Here is a 19,872-nt window from a genome sequence, read left to right on the forward strand (position 1 = left end):
GCACTAAGGGGGGCGCAGAAGATCGTCCAATGGGCCATGCGAAACTTTTCACATGACCTCTAGCCGTGCCCAGCGCGCCGTCCTGCTGACCGCCCTCACCGCGGCCGGCGCGCTCGCCCTGTCCGCCTGTAGCGGCGGGGACACCGGGAAGTCAGGTGGTGGAGGGGGTACCGGGTTCGTCACCGACACCGGTGGCATCTCCACCGTCGCCGAGGGCCATCGCAAGCCGACCAAGAAGGTCGCGGGCGACACCCTGGAGGGCGAGAAGCTCGATCTCGCCGACTTCAAGGGCAAGGTCGTGGTCGTCAATGCGTGGGGCTCCTGGTGCGCGCCCTGCCGAGCAGAGGCGAAACATTTCGCCAAGGTCGCCACCGAGCTGGAACCCAAGGGAGTGCAGTTCGTCGGCATCAACACCCGCGACACCAGCAAGGGCCCGGCGCTCGCCTTCGAGCGCGACTACAAGATCCCGTACCCGAGCCTGCACGACCCGATCGGCAAGCTGCTCGTCAACGGCTTCCCCCGGGGCACGTTGATGCTCCAGGCCATCCCCTCCACGGTCGTCCTCGACCGGGAGGGGAAGATCGCCGCACGGGCCCTCAAGGCGCTGTCGGAGGAAGACCTCCGCAAGCTGATCGACCCCGTGCTCGCGGAGAAGTGATCTTGTGGAGAACGCAGCTGCCGGCGCGGTCCTGGCCTCCTCGACCTTCAACGAGACCGTCTTCAGCGGTGCACTCGCCCTCGCCCTCCCCATCGCTGTATTGGGCGGCCTGGTCTCCTTCTTCTCCCCCTGCGTGCTGCCACTGGTCCCCGGCTATCTCTCTTATGTGACCGGTGTCACCGGAGCGGACCTCGCCGAGGCCAAGCGCGGCCGACTGGTCCTCGGCGCCTCGCTCTTCGTCCTCGGCTTCACCGCCGTCTTCGTCTCCGGCGGCGCACTCTTCGGCTTCTTCGGCCAGCGACTGCTGGGCCAGCAGGAGGTCATCACCAAGATCCTCGGCGTGCTGATGGTGCTGATGGGCGCCTTCTTCATGGGCGGGATGCCCTGGCTGACCCGCCGTGAGTTCCGTATCCACAAGCGGCCGGTCTCCGGGCTGGTGGGCGCTCCCCTGCTGGGCGTGCTCTTCGGCGTCGGCTGGACCCCCTGCATCGGCCCCACGCTGGCCGCCGTGCAGATCCTCGCCGCGGAGCAGGGCAGCGCCGGCCGTGGGGCCATACTGACCGTCGCGTACTGCCTCGGCCTGGGCGTGCCCTTCGTCCTCGCCGCCGTCGCCTTCCGCAAGGCGCTGGGGGCGTTCGGCTGGGTCAAGCGGCACTACGTCTGGGTGATGCGGATCGGTGGCGTGATGATGATCGTCACCGGTGTGCTGCTGCTGACGGGCGTCTGGGATCTCATGATCCAGCAGATGCAGACCTGGTCCAACGGCTTCACGGTGGGGATCTGACTCCAATGAGCAAGACTGAGACCTCTGCGGCGGACACCGCGGGCGAGAGCGAGCAGCGTCGGGACGAGGCCGCCGGCGCACAGCTGTCGACCGCTCCGCAAGAGGAACAGATCATCACCGGCCCCACGCTCGGCATCGTCGGCTGGGCCCGCTGGTACTGGCGGCAGCTGACCTCCATGCGGGTGGCGTTGATCCTCCTGCTGTTGCTGTCGCTCGCGGCCATCCCCGGCTCGCTGGTCCCGCAGAACAGCGTCGATGACCTCAAGGTCCAGGACTGGCAGAAGAACAATCCGACCCTGACGCCGATCTTCGACAACCTCCAGCTGTTCGACGTCTACAGCTCGATCTGGTTCTCCGCGATCTACATCCTGTTGTTCGTCTCGCTCATCGGCTGCATCGTCCCGCGAACCTGGCAGTTCATCGGCCAGCTCCGCAGCCGTCCGCCGGGCGCTCCCGGCCGGTTGACCCGGATGCCCGCGTACGCGACCTGGCGCACGGTGGCGGAGCCCGAGCAGGTGCGGGAGGCGGCGCTCAAGCTGCTGAAGGGGCGCCGGTTCCGTTCCCACACCGTGGGGAACGCCGTCGCGGCGGAGAAGGGCTTTCTGCGCGAAGCGGGGAACCTGGTCTTCCATATCTCGCTGATCGTGATGCTCATCGCCTTCGCCTGGGGGCAGCTCTTCAAGTACGAGGGCGGCAAGCTCGTCATCGAGGGCGGCGGCTTCTCCAACACGCTTACGCAGTACGACGACTTCCGTTCCGGCACCCTCTACGGGGTGGATGACCTGGAGCCGTTCAGCTTCAAGCTGGACAAGTTCACCGGTACGTACGAGAGGACCGGTCCACAGCGCGGCACCCCCCGCACCTTCGAGGCCGACATCACCTGGTCCCAGCCGGGCGGCAAGGACCGCAAGTCCACGATCGAGGTCAACAAGCCGCTGGTCATCAATGGGACGAAGGTCTATCTGCTGGCCCACGGCTATGCGCCCGTGGTGACCGTGCGGGACCGCAAGGGCGAGGTCATCTTCAAGGACCCGGTGCCGCTGCTGCCCATCGACGCGAACATCACCTCCACCGGTGCCATCAAGGTCCTGGACGGCTACCGCGACAAGAACGGCAAGAAGACGCAGCTCGGTTTTGAGGCGTTCTTCGTGCCGACCTTCGGCGGGGTGGGCAACGGCACGATGTTCTCCCAGTTCCCCGGGCTGGACTTCCCGGTACTGGCGCTCAACGGCTACATCGGCGATCTGGGCGTCGACTCCGGTCTGCCGCAGAACGTCTACCAACTCGACTCGCGCAGCATGAAGAAGTTCAAGGACGAGAACGGGGACACCCTCCGGGCCCGGCTGCGGGAGGGCGAGACGATGAAACTGCCCGACGGGGCCGGCTCGATCACCTTCGACGGCGAGGTCAAGGAGTGGGCCACCTTCCAGATCTCCCAGCAGCCGGGCAGCGGCTGGGCCCTGGGCGGGGCGATCGCCGCGATCGCGGGGCTGGCCGGTTCGCTCTTCATCCAGCGCCGTAGGGTCTGGGTGCGGGCGGTACGGGGTGCCGACGGCGTGACCGTCGTCGAAATGGCCGGACTCGGCCGTAGCGAGTCGCCGAAATTGCCACAGGAGCTCTCCGACCTGGCAGAGAAGCTCCATGCTGAGGCGCCGACCGCGCCCGAGCCCGGGAGCGATCCCGCAACCGAATCCGCAGTGTCTGCCGAAGGGGCCAAGGAGTGACTCTCGCCGCCGCTACCAACGAGAACCTCGCCGAGATCAGCAACGTCCTGATCTACTCGGCGATGGCCGTGTACACCCTGGCCTTCCTCGCCCACATCACCGAATGGATCTTCGGCAGCCGGAGCAAGGTGGGACGCACGGCCGCCGCGCTCACTACGACGCCCGCCGTCAAGGTCCAGGTGCGCCAGCAGGGCGGCGGCACCGCCGTTCTCGACAAGCCCAAGGTCATCACGCGCTCCGCACCTGGTGAGCGCGATGTCCCGGACGGCCCCGGCGCGGCCGGAGGCACTGTCAAGGGCGACCTCTACGGCCGGATCGCGATCTCGCTGACCATGCTGGCCTTCCTGATCCACGCCGGTGGAGTGGTGGCCCGGGCCATGTCGGTGCGGCGGGTGCCCTGGGGCAACATGTACGAGTTCTCGATCACCTTCTCCATGGTGGTCGTGGGTGCGTACCTCGTCTTCCTGCTGGTCAAGAAGAACGTCCGCTGGTTGGGCCTGCCGCTCGTCGGAACCGTCCTGATCGACCTCGGCATCGCCACCACGGCCCTCTACACCGACAGCGACCAGCTGGTTCCCGCCCTGGACTCGTACTGGCTGATCATCCATGTGTCCACCGCGATCTTCTGCGGCGCGGTGTTCTACCTGGGCGCGGTCGGCACCCTGCTGTACCTGTTCAAGGACTCGTACGAGAAGAAGGTCGCGGCCGGCGAGAAGCCCGGTGCGTTCGCCACGTCGGTGCTGGAGCGGCTGCCCGCCGCCGCCACGCTCGACAAGTTCTCGTACCGCGTCAACGCGGCCGTCTTCCCGCTGTGGACCTTCACGATCATCGCCGGCGCCATCTGGGCCGGCGACGCCTGGGGCCGCTACTGGGGCTGGGACCCCAAGGAGGTCTGGTCCTTCATCACCTGGGTCGCGTACGCCTGCTACCTGCATGCGCGGGCGACCGCCGGTTGGAAGGGCCGCAAGGCGGCCGTGCTGGCGCTGATCGCCTTCGCCTGCTGGCTGTTCAACTACTACGGCGTCAACATCTTCGTGGACGGCCTGCACTCCTACGCCGGAGTCTGAGCCGCACGACCGCACCGCCACGCCAGAGCCCCCCGACCGATGTGGTCGGGGGGCTCTGGCACGCGCGCTGACGGCGGGGGCTCATGCCTCCTCGTCGTCCCGGTCCTTCTTCTCGTCCTTCGGCGCGGACTCGTCCTGCGCCACCGGTTCGTCCTTCTTCAGGGACTGGAGGAACTCGGGGTTGTCGTCGGGGGCCACCCACTCGGTGCGGCGACCACCGCCGAAGCCCGTGGTCTTGCGGGGCCGGCCCGCGATGAACCAGGCGACAGGCCCGAGGAGCACCTGCCCGAAGAGGAGCACGATGAAGACCCACGCCAGCTTCGGGAGGTACCTGACGTCCTTCTCAGGAGTCTGGAGGCAATCGATGAAGGCGTAGATCCACAGCGCCAGGACCAGCAGGAAAGGCAGATACCTGAGCATGGCCGTACGGTCCCCCAGTGAGAGGCGGTGGGGCACGGAATGGCCCCCGGTGACGCCGCCAGGGTAACTGGTACCGGATACTGGGGCGCATGGCTTACGACGATCTTCGCTCCCTGCTCAGGGCCTTGGAACGCGAGGGAGACCTCAAGCGCATCAAGGCGGAAGTCGATCCCCACCTAGAGGTCGGGGAGATCGTCGACAGGGTGAACAAAGCGGGCGGACCAGCGCTGCTCTTCGAGAACGTGCGCGGTTCGTCGATGCCGCTGGCGATGAATGTCTTCGGAACCGACCGCCGACTGCTCAAGGCGCTGGGGCTGAAGTCGTACACCGAGATCAGCGACAAGATCGGCGGTCTGCTCAAGCCCGAACTCCCGCACGGTTTCGTCGGGGTGCGCGAGGCGTTCGGCAAGCTCGGCTCGATGGTCCACGTACCGCCGAAGAAGGTGAAGGACGCCCCCGTACAGGAGGTGGTCCTGCGCGGGGACGACGTCGACCTCGACCAGTTGCCCGCGCTGTTCACCTGGCCCAAGGACGGCGGCTCCTTCTTCAACCTGGGACTCACCCACACCAAGGACCCGGAGTCCGGGGTGCGCAACCTCGGCCTCTACCGGCTCCAGCGGCACGACCGCAACACCATCGGGATGCACTGGCAGATCCACAAGGACAGCCGCAACCACTACCAGGTCGCGGCGCGCCGCGGTGAGCGACTGCCGGTCGCGATCGCCTTCGGCGCGCCCCCTGCCGTGACGTACGCCTCCACCGCGCCGCTGCCCGGCGACATCGACGAGTACCTGTTCGCCGGCTTCATCCAGGGCAAGCGGATCGAGATGGTCGACTGCAAGACGGTGCCGCTCCAGGTCCCGGCCCAGGCCGAGGTGGTCTTGGAGGGCTGGTTGGAGCCGGGGGAGATGCTTCCCGAGGGCCCGTTCGGCGACCACACGGGTTTCTACACACCGCAGGAGCCGTTCCCGGCACTGAAGATCGACTGCATCACCATGCGGCAGCGCCCGCTGCTCCAGTCGATCGTCGTGGGCCGCCCGCCCACGGAGGACGGTCCGCTGGGCCGTGCCACGGAACGCTTCTTCCTGCCCCTGCTCAAGATCATCGTTCCGGACATCGTGGACTACCACCTCCCCGAGTCCGGCGGCTTCCACAACTGCGCGATCGTCTCGATCGACAAGAAGTACCCCAAGCACGCCCAGAAGGTGATGAGCGCCATCTGGGGCGCCCACATGATGTCGCTGACCAAGCTGATCGTGGTGGTGGACTCGGACTGCGATGTCCACGATCTGCACGAGGTCTCCTGGCGCGCACTCGGGAACACGGACTACGCCCGTGACCTGACCGTCGCCGAAGGACCCGTGGACCATCTAGACCACGCCTCCTACCAGCAGTTCTGGGGCGGCAAGGCGGGCATCGACGCAACGAAGAAGTGGCCCGAGGAGGGATACGTCCGCGACGGCGGCTGGCCCGACATGGTCGAGTCCGACCCGTCGACGGCGGCCCTGGTCGACCGCCGCTGGACGGAGTACGGGCTGTGACCGCATCGGCGGCTGCGGTTCCCGGCCCGAGCCGGACCAAGGGCTTCCTGCGGTTGGTGATGATCGAGCACTCGGTCTTCGCGCTGCCGTTCGCGTACATCGCCGCGCTGACCGCGATGTTCCTCCATGGCGACGGCGGCAGCGGCAGTGTGGACTGGGTGACCCTGTTGCTCGTCACCGTCGCCATGGTGGGTCTGCGGACCTTCGCCATGGCGTGCAACCGGATCATCGACCGTGAGATCGACGCCCGGAACCCGCGCACGGCAAACCGTGAACTGGTCACGGGAGCGGTGAGCGTGCGGTCCGCGTGGACGGGCGCACTGATCGCGGTCGTGGTCTTCCTCGGGGCGGCGGCCCTGCTCAACCCGCTCTGTCTGGCACTGGCGCCGATCGCGGTCGTCCCGATGGTGGTCTATCCGTACGGCAAGCGCTTCACCAACTTCCCGCACGTGATCCTGGGCCTCGCCCAGGCCATGGGGCCCATCGGCGCCTGGCTCGCGGTGACGGGGGAGTGGTCCTGGGACGCGGTGATCCTCGGGCTCGCGGTCGGCATCTGGATCGGCGGCTTCGATCTGATCTTCGCCACCCAGGACGTGGAGTCGGACCGCGAACAGGGCGTGCTGTCCGTCCCCGCCCGCTTCGGTGTCCCGGCCGCACTGCACGGCGCCCGCGCCTGCCACCTCGTCACCACGGCCCTGCTGGTCTGGTACGCGCTGGTGACGGACGCGGGAGCGTTCTTCTGGGTCGGCCTGGTGATCGTGGCGGCGGCGTTCGCGTACGAGCACTCGATCGTGCGCCCGCACGATCTGTCCCGGCTGAACCGGGCGTTCTTCACCGTCAACGGGTTCATCGGGATTGCCCTGTTCGTGTGCGCCCTGCTGGACCTGGTGGTGCGAGGTCTGACGGTGTGACGGTCTGACCACGGGCCCCGGCCGGGCCGGCCAGCGCAGGAGGAGGACGCCGGCACGACCCCCTCACCCCGCCGGATAGGCTCCCCGTGTGGAGCCAGCACAGAACGAACCCCGCCGACCCTGGATCGTCGGTGTCTCCGGCGCGTCCGGGACGCCCTATGCAGCCGCCGTGCTGCGGGGGCTCATCGACGCCGGTGAGAGCGTGGATCTGGTGGTCTCGCGTGCCTCCCGGCTCACCCTGCTCGACGAGACGGGGATCTCCTTCCGGGACGCCCACTGGCGCGACGATCTGCGCGAGTGGCTCGGCCGGGGCGCGGACGGCAAGCCGGACACCTTCCGGGTCGACCTCGACGACGTACGCCACTGGGCCGCGGGCGACCTCGCTGCCGGGCCGTCGTCCGGGTCGTACCCCACCAAGGGGATGCTGATCGTGCCCGCTTCCACGGCCGCCGTCGCCGGGGTCGCCCTCGGACTCTCCAAGGACCTCCTCCAGCGTTCTGCGAGCGTCGTGCTCAAGGAACGGCGTCCGCTGGTCGTCGCCGTGCGGGAGACCCCCCTCAACGGACAGACGCTGCGGCACCTGGTGCGCCTGGACGACGCGGGGGCCGTGGTGCTGCCCGCATCGCCCGCCTTCTACGCGGGCGCGACCCACATCCAGGACCTGGTGGACTTCGTCGCCGGGCGGGTGCTGGACGCGGCAGGGGTGGAGCACCGGCTCTACCGCCGCTGGAAGGGTGAGCTGGGCGGCGCTCGTACCGACTGACTCCCCTCCGGAAAGATCACTGCTGGATTCTCGGGACGCTAGGCAGGGCTCTGGGCCCTGCACCCCCTGAAGGTTCTAAGACAAGGGAAGGTCCAGGTACATGGACGCGGTGGACAGGCAGCTCATCCAGGCCCTCCGGGAGAACGGCAGGGCCTCCTACGCAGAGCTGGGACGGCTGGTGGGCCTCTCCGGCCCCAGCGTCACCGACCGGATCAACCGCCTTGAGGCGGCAGGCGTCATCACCGGCTACCGCGCCACCGTCGATGCGGCATCGCTCGGCCTCGGGGTGACCGCACTGATCGGGATCTCGTTGTCGGACGCCGCCGACCACGAGGATGTGGCCCGAAGACTGCGGGACCTCGCGGAGATCGAGGACTGCTGGTTCATCGCCGGCGACGACTCCTACATGCTCAAGGTGCGTGTCGGCGATGTGGACGGGTTGGAGAAGACCATCCGCAGACTCAGCGGCACCCGGGGTGTCTCCCGCACCCGCACCACCATCGTCCTCTCCACGAAGTGGGAGAACAGGGTGGGTGACCTCCCCGAACAGGAGTGACCACTGCCGCAGGGGGCATCCCCGGCCGGCCGGGTACGGGGGAGTACGGTGGGGGAGCCCGATTTGGTAGACACATGGGAGGCGGGCGCATGGACGCTGGGCTCAAGCGCGAGCTGGAGGAGAAGGTCAGGGCCGGTGAGCGGCTGACCCGCGAAGACGGCATCGCCCTCTACGACTCGGACGACCTGGCGTGGCTCGGCGGTCTGGCCCACGAGGTGCGCACCCGTAAGAACGGCGATGTCGTCCACTTCAACGTCAATCGCCACCTCAACATGACCAATGTGTGCACCGCCTCGTGCGCGTACTGCTCGTTCCAGCGCAAGCCGGGCGAGAAGGACGCGTACACGATGCGCATCGAGGAGGCCGTTCGCCTCGCCAAGGCGATGGAGAACGAGAACCTCACCGAGCTCCACATCGTGAACGGCCTCCATCCCAATCTGCCGTGGCGCTACTACCCGCGCTCGCTCAGCGCGCTGAAGGAAGCCCTGCCGAACGTCTCGCTGAAGGCGTTCACGGCCACCGAGATCCACCACTTCGAGACGATCTCGGGCATGTCGGCCTCCGACATCCTCGATGAGTTGATCGAGGCCGGTCTTGAGTCGTTGACGGGTGGTGGCGCGGAGATCTTCGACTGGGAGATCCGTCAGCACATCGTCGACCACAAGACCCACTGGGAGGACTGGTCGCGCATCCACCGCCTCGCGCACAGCAAGGGCCTCAAGACCCCGAGCACCATGCTGTACGGGCACATCGAGGAGCCGCGGCACCGGGTCGACCACGTACTGCGGCTGCGTGAGCTCCAGGACGAGACCGGCGGCTTCCAGGTCTTCATCCCGCTGCGCTACCAGCACGACTTCGTCGACATGAAGGACGGCAAGGTCCGCAACAAGCTCCAGGCGCGCACCACCATGGCGACCGGGGCGGAGGCGCTGAAGACGTTCGCGGTCTCCCGACTGCTGTTCGACAACGTTCCGCACGTCAAGGTCTTCTGGGTGATGCACGGGGTGCAGACCGCTCAGCTGGCGCTCCAGCACGGCGCGGACGACATGGACGGCTCGGTCGTCGAGTACAAGATCACGCACGACGCTGACAACTACGGGACGCCGAACAAGCTGACCCGTGACGATCTGCTCGACCTGATCCGGGACGCCGGGTTCCGCCCGGTCGAGCGCAACACCCGTTACGAGATCATCCGTGAGTACCCGGGGCCGGAGGCCGACCGGCGCGAGTCGCCGCAGCCCATGCGCGTCTGACTCCCGACAGAGCGATCGAAACCTTCACCGCACCGATGAACGACAGCCGTCTGACGTACACCCTGGACCCGGTGGTCGACCCGGCACTCCGGGACGGGGTCCTGCGTCTGTGGGCCGATGTGACCAACGCGGGTGGCGCGGTCGGCTTTGTGCCGCCCGTCACCCCCGAGATGATCCGGCCGGAGCTGCTGAAGTCGCTGGTGTCGGTGGCGGAGGGGCGCACTCGACTGCTGGTGGGTCGCAGCGCCGACGGTGAGGTCCTGGCCACCGCCTTCCTCACGTACAACACGCATCGGCTGATGACCCACTGGTTGTGGCTCTACACGGTCATGGTCCACCCGCGGTTGCAGGGCGAGGGCCACGGTCGTGAGCTGATGGCGGCGGTGGCCGACGCGGCCCGCGGTCTTGACGGCATCGAGGCGATACGGCTCGGCTGCCGCGGCGGGATGGGCATCGAACGGTTCTACGCCTCGTGCGGTTACAAGGAAGTGGGCCGGGTGCCGGGAGCGATCCGGGTGGCGCCGGGCGACGACCGCGACGACATCACGATGCTCCTGCCGCTGTACTGATCGAAAACCGAGCGTGCTTCACTGGTTTGGCACGATCTGTCGTAACGAGGAGAGAAGGCCAGCCGTGTCAGCCAAGTCGAGCGCCGCGATCAAGTACACCGGTATGCGCTTCGCCGTCTTCGTCGGTTGCTTTGCGGTGGTCGCGGGCCTGGTCCACTTCGGGGCGCTGCCCAAGGGTCTCGGTGACTCGAACTTCGTCTGGGTCGTTCTGCTGGCCCTGGTGGTTTCGGCGCCGTTGAGCTTTGTCCTGCTGCGCAAGCAGCGCGACGCGATGTCCGCGCAGATCGTCGGCAAGGTCGACGAGACGAAGGCCCGCCTGGAAGCCAACCGCACTCGGGAAGACGGTGTGACCCTCTAGGCCAGGTCCATCCGCACTCCCTCACCGGAGGGCGCGACGACGACCACGGCCATGGGGGCTTTCCCCGTCCTTCGGCGCGGGGTGGTCCCGCAGGCTCGTGGTCCGGCTGTGCCGCGGTCCCGCCCCCTTGAGATTGCCTATGGCATGCATCACACGCCCCGGTGCGCAGCGATCCGCGCCGGGGCTTCCTCATGCCGCGATCTTCCGTGGTGCGCAGGGGAGTTGGGCGAATCCCTTGCATGTATCGGCCATGGAGAGATCCCAAAGAACGTCTTTGAGGTACTCAAAGTTCCGGTGTTAACGTGTTCGGCATGACGACACCAGTGCGCTTCAACGATGCCGCGAGCCCCCCGCTCGTGGCGCGCCTGCATGTCGATCTCTGCCGCTGTATGTCGGCGGTCTGTCGCCGCTCGGTCTGACCCCGGCATCCTGGTGGAGCCCGCCCCCTCGCGCACGGGCGCCCCGCACCCCTTTTCGTACGTCCCCTTCCTCTCCCCTGCCACAGGAGTGTGTCCGTGTCCGCGAACACCGCCACGACCACCCCCGGAAAGCCTTCGGGCTCCGGATCCCGCATACCCAAGGTCCCGTTCTGGGCCCAGATCGTCGCCGGTCTGGTCCTGGGCGTCCTGCTCGGCTGGCTCGCCAGGGGCCAGGACATCGGCTGGCTCAAGGACACCCTGGAGCAGGTCGGCGGAATCTTCGTCCGGCTTCTGAAGCTGGCCGTCGCCCCGCTCGTCTTCTTCGCGATCCTGGTGTCGATCACCAATCTGCGTAAGGTCAACAACGCCGCCCGGCTGGCGGGTCAGACCCTCCTCTGGTTCATGATCACCTCATTGATCGCGGTCGCCATCGGCATCACCATCGGTCTGATCACCAACCCGGGGGCCGGCACCGGACTCACGCCCAAGGACGGCAAGGCGCCGGAGAACACGGGCAGCTGGATCGACTTCCTCACCGGAATCATCCCGACGGACGTCATCACGCCCTTCACCGAGCTGAACGTCCTCCAGATCGTCTTCATGTCCGCCGTCGCCGGCATCGCCGCGCTGGCGCTCGGGGAGAAGGCCAAGCCGATCCTCACGCTCAGTGAAGCCGTGCTGGAACTGCTCCAGAAGGCCCTGTGGTGGGTCATCCGCCTCGCCCCGCTGGGCACCGTCGGTCTGATCGGTTTCGCCATCGCCGACTACGGCTGGAACCTGATCAGCAAGTACGCGACCTTCACCGCCGACGTCTACATCGGTTGCGCCCTGGTCCTCTTCGGCGTCTACCCGTTGCTGCTGGCGACCGTCGCCAAGGTCAACCCGGTGCACTTCTTCCGGGGCGCCTGGCCCGCGATCCAGCTCGCCTTCGTCTCCCGCTCCTCGGTGGGCACGATGCCCGTCACCCAGCGCGTCACCGAGCGCCTGGGAGTGCCGAAGGAGTACACGTCCTTCGCGGTTCCGTTCGGCGCCACGACCAAGATGGACGGTTGCGCCGCGATCTACCCGGCGCTGGCGGCGATCTTCATCGCGCAGATCTTCGACGTCCAGCTCGGCATCCAGGACTACCTGCTGATCGCGTTCGTCTCGGTCGTCGGTTCGGCCGCGACGGCGGGCCTCACCGGTGCGACGGTCATGCTCACCCTGACCCTCTCCACCTTGGGGCTGCCACTGGAGGGCGTCGGTCTGCTGCTGGCGATCGACCCGATCCTGGACATGATCCGTACGGCGACCAATGTGGCGGGCCAGGCCCTGGTCCCGGTCATCGTCGCCTCCCGCGAGAAGATCCTCGACCACGACGCGTACACCTCGGCCACCTCGTCGCCGATCGACGAGGACGAGAGCACCGCATCGGAGCGCAAGGCGGCCGTTCCGGTCCCCGCCTGACCTCGTCACCAGCGTGAAGCGCCCTGCCGCAGTTCTGCGGCAGGGCGCTTTCGTATGTGCCGGGACGGGATCGGCGGCGGTCCGGATGCTCGCTTTTCGGTGATTCCCAGGCCACAAACAGGCAGAAAGGGCAGCAACATGTTCGGGTCGAGGCGGTATATGGCCCTCTTTCTGTCGTGTCGGCGGTACGCGTCCGTAAAGAGGGCCTTCGCGTCTTCTGGTGTGCTCCCTGCCACGTAGGCTTACCGCGCAGTGGGGAGCAGGGGGAGGGGAGTTCTCACGATGAGCGCTGTCGAGAGCGTGAAGGGCAAGCGACTGCCGCGGGCCGTGCGCGAAGAACAGATGATGAACGCGGCGGTGCGGACCTTCGCGCGGCGTGGCTACCGGGCGGCATCCATGGATGAGATCGCCCAGTTGGCGGGGGTTTCCAAGCCGCTCGTCTATCTGTATCTGAATTCGAAGGACCAACTGTTCACCGCCTGCATCCGTCGCGAGGCCCAGGCGCTGCTCGCCGCCGTCCAGTCGGCGATCCAGCCGGGACTGCCCGCTGATCGGCAACTGTGGGCGGGGCTCACCGCCTTCTTCGCGTACACCGTCGACCATCCCGACGGTTGGGCGGTGCTGCACCGCCAGGCGCGGACCCATGGCGAGCCGTTCGCTCGGGAGGTCGCCGCGATGCGCGATGAGATCGTCGCCTTCGTGGCCGTACTGATCCAGGCCGCGGCGACCGAGGCCGGTGAGGCCAGGCCCGAACCTGAGCTGGCCGAACGGGACATGGCCGCACTGGCGCAGGCGCTGGTCGGGGCGGCGGAGTCATTGGCCGGTTGGATGAACGACACCGGGAGCATCACGGTCAAGGAGGCGTCGGCGACGCTGATGAACTTCGCTTGGGTGGGGCTGGGGCAGTTGTTGGAGGGGGAGCGCTGGTCGGCTCGGGATGCGCAGGAATCGGCAGCGGTTCCGGTCTGCGGGGCCTGACCCCGTAGCCCGCCGCCTCTTCCGTCCGGCGCTTGCTGGTGCTTGCGTCGTTTCTCGGGACGTCCGGGCGGGCGCCAGGGCGTGCGGCAGGACATCATCTGCGGCGAGCGCCGGGGGTGGGGAGCGAGGGTTCCTGTCGGGGGTCCGGTAGGGGCTGTCGGCACGCCTGGTCGGCCGTGCCGGACGCATGGGCCGCTTCGGTCCCCGCACAGTCGTGCCGGGCCGTCTTGTGGATCCGTGCGGGCCGGGTGACTACTGCCCTGCGGCCGTCCCACGCAGAGGGTTGAAGTGTCGCCCCGGATCGTCCGCCCGCCCTCCTCTGAGAACAGGCAAATCGCTACATAGCCCAATAAACTCCCCGTCTGTCGTCTGTGGAGCAGCCCTCCGCAGCCTGAGTTGGACGACGGACGGGAGCGAGACATGCAGCCGAAGCGGCTCCGGACCGCCCGGCATGAGCCGGATCGCCCCTGGCCGACGGCCACCCTTCGGTGCGGCACATGACCGTCGCCCCGAACACGCCGGTCGACCCCGCGCCCCTCCGCGGCACCATCGCGCCCCCCGCGCTCTTCACCGGCGGACCCGCAGCCCCGCCCCGGACCCTCATGGACGTCTTCGACGAGACCGCCCGCCGTCACCCCGATGGGCTCGCCGTCGACGACGGTGTGGAGCGGTTGACCTACCGGACCCTGCGGGCACGGATGCACGCACTGGGCCGACGGCTCGCCGCCGTGGGGGTCGGCCGAGGAGACCGGGTCGGCGTCCGCGCACCCTCCGGCACGGCCGATCTGTACGTCTCGATCCTCGGCGTGCTTGCGGCGGGCGCCGCCTATGTGCCGGTCGACGCCGACGATCCACCGGAACGTGCCGCCCTGGTGTTCACCGAGGCGCGGGTGAAGGCGGTGATCGGAGCAGAGCGGACGATCGAGCCCTGGTCATCGGGCGGAGCGCTGTCGGGCAGGGCTGCGGCCGACGTATATGTACTGGGCGATGCGCCCGGTATATACCCCGGTACACACGAGGACGGGGGCCGCCCCTGTCCCGAGGACGACGCATGGATCATCTTCACCTCGGGCTCGACCGGTCGCCCCAAGGGCGTCGTCGTCTCCCACCGCTGCGCCGCCGCCCTGGTCGACGCCGAGGCCGGACTGTTCCTGCGCCGGGCGCCACTCGGCCCCGGTGATCGGGTGCTCGCCGGTCTCTCCGTCGCCTTCGATGCCTCCTGTGAGGAGATGTGGCTGGCCTGGCGGCACGGTGCCTGTCTGGTGCCCGCGCCGCGCTCCCTGGTCCGCGCCGGAGCGGACCTCGGACCGTGGCTGGCGCAGCAGCGGATCACCGTCGTCTCCACCGTGCCCACGCTCGCCGCGCTCTGGCCCGTGGCGGCACTCGACGAGGTACGGCTGTTGATCTTCGGCGGTGAGGCGTGCCCTCCCGAACTCGCCCGGCGGATGGCCGTCTCGGGCCGGGAGGTCTGGAACACCTACGGCCCCACCGAGACCACTGTCGTCGCCTGCGCCGCCCTACTGACCGGCGAGGGCCCGGTGCGCATCGGACTGCCGCTCGACGGCTGGACCCTGGCCGTCGTCGATCCGTCGGGCGCACCCGTCCCGATGGGCGCGAGCGGGGAACTCGTCATCGGCGGGGTGGGCCTCGCCCGCTATCTGGACCCGGTGAAGACCGCCGAGAAGTACGCCCCGCTGGCCGCACTGGGCTGGCCGCGGGCCTACCGCAGCGGTGATCTGGTGCGCGCCGACAAACTCGGCCTGACCTTCCTGGGGCGGGCGGACGACCAGGTCAAGCTGGGAGGCCGGCGGATCGAACTCGGTGAGATCGACGCGGCGCTGCGAGCCCTGCCCGGGGTGTCGGCGGCTGCCGCGGCACTGCGCACGACGGCGTCGGGGCACCCGGTGCTGGTGGGATATCTGGTGTCGAAGACATCCCGCACCGCCGGCGCTCCCACCGCTGGAACTGGGCCCTTCGACCGCACCGCCGCCCTGGACCACCTCCGGGCCGTTCTCCCGGCGCCGCTGGTGCCCCTCCTCGCCGTCGTGGACGACCTACCCGTACGCACCTCCGGCAAGGTGGACCGGGACGCCCTGCCCTGGCCCCTGACCACCGCCGACCGGCCGACCGCAGGGCCACATCCGGCCGCAGTGACCCCCGTACCCCTCACCCCCGCCGAGGCATGGCTCGCCGCACAGTGGTCCGAACTGCTCGGCACTCCCGTCACCGACCCCGAAGCCGACTTCTTCGCCCACGGCGGCGGCAGCCTCGCCGCAGCCCAACTCGTCTCACGGATCCGGGAGCGCTATGGCACCGGGTCGGTCGCCGATGTCTACCGCCGTCCCCGACTGCACGACCTCGCCCTGACACTGGGACCGGCCGACGCCGCCGTCGGACCTGAGCACAGGCGGGTACGTGCCGTCCCGCGCCGCGCCCAGGCGGTACAGCTCGCCCTGCTCCTACCGCTGTACACGGTGGCCGCCCTGCGCTGGAGCGTCATCGCCGCCGCCGTGGGCCGGCTGCTGGGCTTCGGACCCGCCGTCTCCTGGTGGTGGATCGGGCTCGGGTGGCTGGCGTTCCTCAGCCCGCCCGGTCGGATCGCCATCGCCGCCGGAGGCGCCCGGTTGCTGCTGCGCGGGCTGCGCCCCGGCACCCATGCCCGCGGCGGACCGGCCCATCTGCGGCTGTGGACGGCGGACCGGCTGGCCGAGATGAGCGGTGCGGTCCATCTCACCGGGCCCTGGCTCACCGGGTACGCCCGCGCCCTGGGCGCCCGGATCGCCGCGGATGTCGACCTCCATGCGCTGCCGCCCGTGACCGGGTGGCTTCGGCTCGGCCGTGGCTGTGCGGTCGAACCCGAGGCCGATCTGGCCGGGTACTGGATCGACGGCGACCGGGTGCGGATCGGGCCGGTGCGGGTCGGTGCCGACGCCGTCGTCGGAGCCCGCGCCACGCTGTTTCCGGGCGCCCGCATCGGAAAGCGGGCGAGGGTCGCTCCGGGGGCGGTGGTGACCGGGGCCGTGCCCGCGGGCGAGCGCTGGTCGGGGGCGCCCGCCACCCGTGCCGGCCGGGCCCGGCGCACCGGAGGGCGTCGCCCGGTGCGCCGCCGCCGCTGGAGCGCTGCCTACGCCCTCGCTTCGCTGCTCCTCTCGCTGCTACCTGCGGTGGCCGTCGTGCCGGGACTGCTGGTGGTCAGTGCGCTCATGAACAGCACGGACGGCATGAGCAGCACGGACGGCATGGACGGCATGAGCAGCACGGACGGCATGGACGGCATGCTCGGCCTCGGCGATGTGACCGGAGCCTTCGCCGCACTGCCGCTCGCGACCGTCACCGTCGTGCTCGCGTACGCCTTCCTGACCTGGGTGGGCGTCCGGGTGCTCAGTCTCGGGCTGCGCGCGGGCAGCCATCCCCTGCACGGCCGGGTCGCCTGGCAGACCTGGGTGACCGAGCGGCTGATGGACATGGCCCGCACCCACCTCCAGCCGCTGTACGCCAGTCTGTTGACACCGGTGTGGCTGCGGGCGCTCGGGATGCGGATGGGGCGCGGGGTCGAGGCGTCCACGGTGTTGGCGGTACCGGCAATGACCTCGGTCGGCGACGGGGCGTTCCTCGCCGATGACACGATGGTCGGCTCGTACGAACTGGGCGGCGGGCGGCTGCGCATCGCCGCCGTCCGGATCGGCAAGAGGGCCTTCCTCGGTAACTCGGGGATGACCGCCGCCGGTCGTCGAGTGCCCAAGCGCGGTCTGGTCGGTGTGCTGTCGGCGGCGCCGAAGCGGGCCAAGGCGGGCAGTTCCTGGCTGGGCCTGCCACCGATGAAGCTGACCCGCCCCCCGACCGCGGCGGACGAGGCCCGCACCTTTGCCCCGCCGCGGCGGCTGAGATGGGCCCGCGCGGCCGTCGAGCTGTGCAGGATCGTTCCGCTGATGTGCGGGGCTGCCCTCGCGCTCGCCTGGATCGTCGCGTTCTGCGCCCTGGCCGCCCGACTGGGGCCGCCCCTCGCGGCGCTCCTCGGCGGACTGCTGCTCCTGATCTGCGGAGCGATCGCCGCCCTGCTCACGATCGCCGCGAAATGGCTGCTGGTGGGCCGATTCACCCCGGGCGGACACCCCTTGTGGTCCGCCTTCGTCTGGCGCGACGAGTTGGCCGACTCCTTCGTGGAGAGCCTGGCGGTGCCCTGGCTCGTGGGTTCGCTGTCCGGTACCCCGCTCATGCCGCTGTGGCTGCGCTGTCTGGGAGCACGGCTGGGGCGCGGGGTCTGGTGCGAGACGTACTGGCTGCCCGAGCCGGATCTGGTCCGGGTGGGGGCGGGCGCCAGCATCAACCGCGGATGCGTCGTGCAGACCCATCTCTTCCACGACCGGATCATGCGTCTGGACGCCATCGCGCTCGAAGCGGGCACCACCCTCGGCCCGCACGTCATCGTCCTTCCGGGAGCGGTGATCGGACGGCGGGCGGTGATCGGCCCCGGGTCGCTGGTGATGAGCGGTGAACGGGTTCCGGCGAACAGCACCTGGCTGGGCAACCCCATCGCCGTCTGGAAGCGCGAGGCCCCGGCGCCCGCCACCGCCGCACCGGCGTCCCGACCGGGCGAGCTCCCCGCACCGGCACCGGGCGGCGGGCCGTGAACCCCGGGGGTCCCTTGCTGCCGGACGGTGACTCCGACCGGGGCGCCGAGACGGCCGAAGTGCCCCTGCACGGTGACTATCTGCCCCAGTACGGCGATCGCCGCTTCCGTGCCCTGGCCTATGACCTGGCCCTGAACTGCGTTCCGCACACCGGTCGCATCACGGCCCGCGCCACCGTCAGTGCTGTCGCCCGGGAGCCGCTGCCCGAGATCGTCCTCGACCTCGGCCGCTTCCGTATCAGCAAGGTCCTCCTCGACGGCGCCAGCCCGGGCCGCTACACCCACCGCGGGGACAAACTACGCATCCGCCCGCCGCGCCCGCTTCCCGTGGGCACTCCGTTCACGGTGGAGGTCCGCTACGCCGGCGTACCCCGCCCCATCCGGAGCAGACAGTGGGGCGAACTGGGCTGGGAGCAGTTGGCCGAAGGGTCGCTGGTCGCCTCCCAGCCCCACGGCGCCCACTCCTGGTACCCGTGCAACGACCGGCCCGCCGACAAGGCGCGCTACCGGATCGCGATCACCGCACCCACCCCGTACGCGGTGGTCGCGAACGGGCGGCTCGTCTCCCGTACGGTCAGCGCGTCCACCACGACCTGGGTGTACGACCAGCCGGCTCCCATGGCCGCCTATCTGGCGACGGTGCAGATCGGGCCCTACGCCCTGGTCGCCCTGGCGGGCCCGGGGGCGGTGCCCCAACGGGCGGCCGTGCCCCCGGCGCTGCTCGGCGGGCGGTTCGAGCACGACTTCGCCCGACAGCCGCAGATGATGGAGCTGTTCCAGGACTTCTTCGGGCCCTACCCCTTCGACGAGTACGCCGTGGTGGTGACCCCCGATGAACTGGAGGTGCCGGTCGAGGCCCAGGGACTGTCCGTGTTCGGTGCGAACCACATCGACGGCCGGCGCGGTAGCGAGCGGTTGATCGCCCATGAGTTGGCGCACCAGTGGTTCGGCAACAGCCTCACGGCAGCGGACTGGCGGCACATCTGGCTCCACGAGGGCTTCGCCAAGTACGCGGAGTGGCTCTGGTCGGAGTTGTCGGGCGGCCCCGGCGCGACGGTGCTGGCCGACAGGGCGCACGGCCGACTGGCCCTGATGCCTCGGGACATCCTGATCGCCGACCCCGGACCGGAGCGACTCTTCGACGAGCGCGTCTACGAACGGGGTGCGCTCACCTTGCACGCCCTGCGCACCCTGCTGGGCCTGGAGGCGTTCGGCGCGCTCCTGCGCGAGTGGACGACTGAGCACCGCCATGACTCGGTGACGACCGACCAGTTCCTGGCCCACGCGGAACGCAGTTCCCCTCGTTCGCTGGACCGGTTCTTCCGAGCCTGGTTGTACGAGAGGGAGTTGCCCGAGTTGCCCGATCAGCCGTCCTGACGGCCCCGCGGGGCGGCCCATGAGTGCCCTATTCATCCCTCGGTGCGCCCCGCGTCGGGGCCACTCGGCCGGACTGCCGCGGGAAAGGCAGGAGCCCCGTTCCTGAAAAGGACGGAGCTCCTTGGGTACTGCTATTTAAGTCGGTTACGCGATCACCAACCCGGACCCAATTAGGCCGGGCTGACGTTCTCCGCCTGCGGGCCCTTCGGGCCCTGGGTGACGTCGAAGTTCACGACCTGGTTCTCCTCAAGCGAGCGGAAACCAGACGCGTTGATCGCGGAGTAGTGGACGAAGACATCCGGGCCGCCGCCGTCCTGGGCGATGAAGCCGAAGCCCTTTTCAGCGTTGAACCACTTGACGGTTCCGGTAGCCATAAGCCCTCCTTGGGCCAAAGGGTTGCCCTGCTCCAGAACCTGCA

17 protein-coding genes are annotated in these 19,872 nt (G+C 69.1%); 15 read left to right on the forward strand and 2 right to left on the reverse strand.

All coding sequences use genetic code 11. The annotated features are described in order from the left end of the window. Positions 1-52 precede the first annotated feature (52 nt). The 4 genes from OID54_RS22005 to ccsB are packed head-to-tail and all read left to right on the forward strand — an operon-like array spanning position 53 to position 4,233. Entirely contained in the window at positions 53-658 is a 606-nt protein-coding gene (locus tag OID54_RS22005; protein ID WP_329021961.1) for a TlpA family protein disulfide reductase, read from the forward strand. Between the two features lie 4 nt (positions 659-662). Beyond that, a complete protein-coding gene (locus OID54_RS22010) occupies positions 663-1,442 on the forward strand; it encodes a cytochrome c biogenesis CcdA family protein (RefSeq protein WP_329021963.1) in 780 nt (259 codons plus the stop codon). A gap of 5 nt (positions 1,443-1,447) precedes the next feature. Continuing rightward, positions 1,448-3,166, forward strand: coding sequence for a cytochrome c biogenesis protein ResB (gene resB, locus OID54_RS22015; RefSeq protein WP_329021964.1), 1,719 nt, complete (start codon positions 1,448-1,450; stop codon positions 3,164-3,166). Further along, positions 3,163-4,233 carry a c-type cytochrome biogenesis protein CcsB gene (ccsB, locus tag OID54_RS22020; protein WP_329021966.1) on the forward strand — a complete coding sequence of 357 codons (1,071 nt, stop codon included), beginning with the start codon at positions 3,163-3,165 and terminating at the stop codon, positions 4,231-4,233. Before resB ends, ccsB begins: the two co-directional genes overlap by 4 nt. An 81-nt stretch (positions 4,234-4,314) precedes the next feature. Here ccsB and OID54_RS22025 read toward each other — a convergent pair whose 3' ends face one another. Next, positions 4,315-4,653 carry a PLD nuclease N-terminal domain-containing protein gene (locus OID54_RS22025; protein ID WP_329021968.1) on the reverse strand — a complete coding sequence of 113 codons (339 nt, stop codon included), beginning with the start codon at positions 4,651-4,653 and terminating at the stop codon, positions 4,315-4,317. Between the two features lie 89 nt (positions 4,654-4,742). Between OID54_RS22025 and OID54_RS22030 the strand changes: the two genes are divergently transcribed. From OID54_RS22030 to OID54_RS22080, 11 genes are all read left to right on the forward strand, one after another. Then, the gene (locus tag OID54_RS22030; protein WP_329021971.1) at positions 4,743-6,194 is read left to right on the forward strand and encodes a menaquinone biosynthesis decarboxylase; all 1,452 of its coding nucleotides are present in this window, start codon (positions 4,743-4,745) and stop codon (positions 6,192-6,194) included. Continuing rightward, a complete protein-coding gene (gene mqnP / locus OID54_RS22035) occupies positions 6,191-7,105 on the forward strand; it encodes a menaquinone biosynthesis prenyltransferase MqnP (protein ID WP_329021974.1) in 915 nt (304 codons plus the stop codon). The genes OID54_RS22030 and mqnP overlap by 4 nt, the downstream gene beginning before the upstream one ends. Positions 7,106-7,193: 88 nt before the next feature. Beyond that, entirely contained in the window at positions 7,194-7,868 is a 675-nt protein-coding gene (locus OID54_RS22040; protein WP_329021976.1) for a UbiX family flavin prenyltransferase, read from the forward strand. Between the two features lie 100 nt (positions 7,869-7,968). Continuing rightward, positions 7,969-8,424: an Lrp/AsnC family transcriptional regulator gene (locus tag OID54_RS22045; protein ID WP_329021978.1), complete on the forward strand. Its 456-nt coding sequence runs from the start codon at positions 7,969-7,971 to the stop codon at positions 8,422-8,424. Positions 8,425-8,513: 89 nt separating this feature from the next. Then, positions 8,514-9,677 (forward strand): aminofutalosine synthase MqnE, encoded by a 1,164-nt coding sequence (gene mqnE / locus OID54_RS22050; RefSeq protein WP_329021980.1) that lies wholly within the window; start codon positions 8,514-8,516, stop codon positions 9,675-9,677. A gap of 35 nt (positions 9,678-9,712) precedes the next feature. Further along, positions 9,713-10,246, forward strand: coding sequence for a GNAT family N-acetyltransferase (locus OID54_RS22055; RefSeq protein WP_329021982.1), 534 nt, complete (start codon positions 9,713-9,715; stop codon positions 10,244-10,246). A gap of 103 nt (positions 10,247-10,349) precedes the next feature. Then, a complete protein-coding gene (locus OID54_RS22060; protein WP_329027705.1) occupies positions 10,350-10,604 on the forward strand; it encodes a DUF4229 domain-containing protein in 255 nt (84 codons plus the stop codon). A 515-nt stretch (positions 10,605-11,119) separates the two neighbouring features. Further along, positions 11,120-12,469 carry a dicarboxylate/amino acid:cation symporter gene (locus OID54_RS22065; RefSeq protein ID WP_329021984.1) on the forward strand — a complete coding sequence of 450 codons (1,350 nt, stop codon included), beginning with the start codon at positions 11,120-11,122 and terminating at the stop codon, positions 12,467-12,469. A 282-nt stretch (positions 12,470-12,751) separates the two neighbouring features. Further along, a complete protein-coding gene (locus OID54_RS22070; RefSeq protein WP_329021986.1) occupies positions 12,752-13,447 on the forward strand; it encodes a TetR/AcrR family transcriptional regulator in 696 nt (231 codons plus the stop codon). Between the two features lie 497 nt (positions 13,448-13,944). Continuing rightward, a complete protein-coding gene (locus tag OID54_RS22075; protein WP_329021989.1) occupies positions 13,945-18,078 on the forward strand; it encodes a Pls/PosA family non-ribosomal peptide synthetase in 4,134 nt (1,377 codons plus the stop codon). Further along, positions 18,075-19,454: a M1 family metallopeptidase gene (locus tag OID54_RS22080; RefSeq protein ID WP_443055659.1), complete on the forward strand. Its 1,380-nt coding sequence runs from the start codon at positions 18,075-18,077 to the stop codon at positions 19,452-19,454. The genes OID54_RS22075 and OID54_RS22080 overlap by 4 nt, the downstream gene beginning before the upstream one ends. Positions 19,455-19,624: 170 nt before the next feature. Here OID54_RS22080 and OID54_RS22085 read toward each other — a convergent pair whose 3' ends face one another. After that, on the reverse strand, positions 19,625-19,828 hold the full coding sequence (locus tag OID54_RS22085) for a cold-shock protein (RefSeq protein WP_037693088.1): 204 nt from the start codon (positions 19,826-19,828) through the stop codon (positions 19,625-19,627). Positions 19,829-19,872: the final 44 nt, after the last annotated feature.

Origin of the sequence: Streptomyces sp. NBC_00690, assembly GCF_036226685.1 — a bacterium.
Lineage (GTDB): Bacteria > Actinomycetota > Actinomycetes > Streptomycetales > Streptomycetaceae > Streptomyces.

What these genes read in the sequence shown, in the direction of transcription:
- OID54_RS22005 (WP_329021961.1), top strand. Translation starts at nt 53, where the DNA reads ATGACCTCTAGCCGTGCCCAGCGCGCCGTCCTGCTGACCGCCCTCACC.
- resB (WP_329021964.1), top strand. Translation starts at nt 1,448, where the DNA reads ATGAGCAAGACTGAGACCTCTGCGGCGGACACCGCGGGCGAGAGCGAG.
- OID54_RS22025 (WP_329021968.1), bottom strand. Translation starts at nt 4,653, where the DNA reads ATGCTCAGGTATCTGCCTTTCCTGCTGGTCCTGGCGCTGTGGATCTAC.
- OID54_RS22030 (WP_329021971.1), top strand. Translation starts at nt 4,743, where the DNA reads ATGGCTTACGACGATCTTCGCTCCCTGCTCAGGGCCTTGGAACGCGAG.
- OID54_RS22045 (WP_329021978.1), top strand. Translation starts at nt 7,969, where the DNA reads ATGGACGCGGTGGACAGGCAGCTCATCCAGGCCCTCCGGGAGAACGGC.
- mqnE (WP_329021980.1), top strand. Translation starts at nt 8,514, where the DNA reads ATGGACGCTGGGCTCAAGCGCGAGCTGGAGGAGAAGGTCAGGGCCGGT.
- OID54_RS22055 (WP_329021982.1), top strand. Translation starts at nt 9,713, where the DNA reads ATGAACGACAGCCGTCTGACGTACACCCTGGACCCGGTGGTCGACCCG.
- OID54_RS22060 (WP_329027705.1), top strand. Translation starts at nt 10,350, where the DNA reads ATGCGCTTCGCCGTCTTCGTCGGTTGCTTTGCGGTGGTCGCGGGCCTG.
- OID54_RS22070 (WP_329021986.1), top strand. Translation starts at nt 12,752, where the DNA reads ATGAGCGCTGTCGAGAGCGTGAAGGGCAAGCGACTGCCGCGGGCCGTG.
- OID54_RS22075 (WP_329021989.1), top strand. Translation starts at nt 13,945, where the DNA reads ATGACCGTCGCCCCGAACACGCCGGTCGACCCCGCGCCCCTCCGCGGC.
- OID54_RS22085 (WP_037693088.1), bottom strand. Translation starts at nt 19,828, where the DNA reads ATGGCTACCGGAACCGTCAAGTGGTTCAACGCTGAAAAGGGCTTCGGC.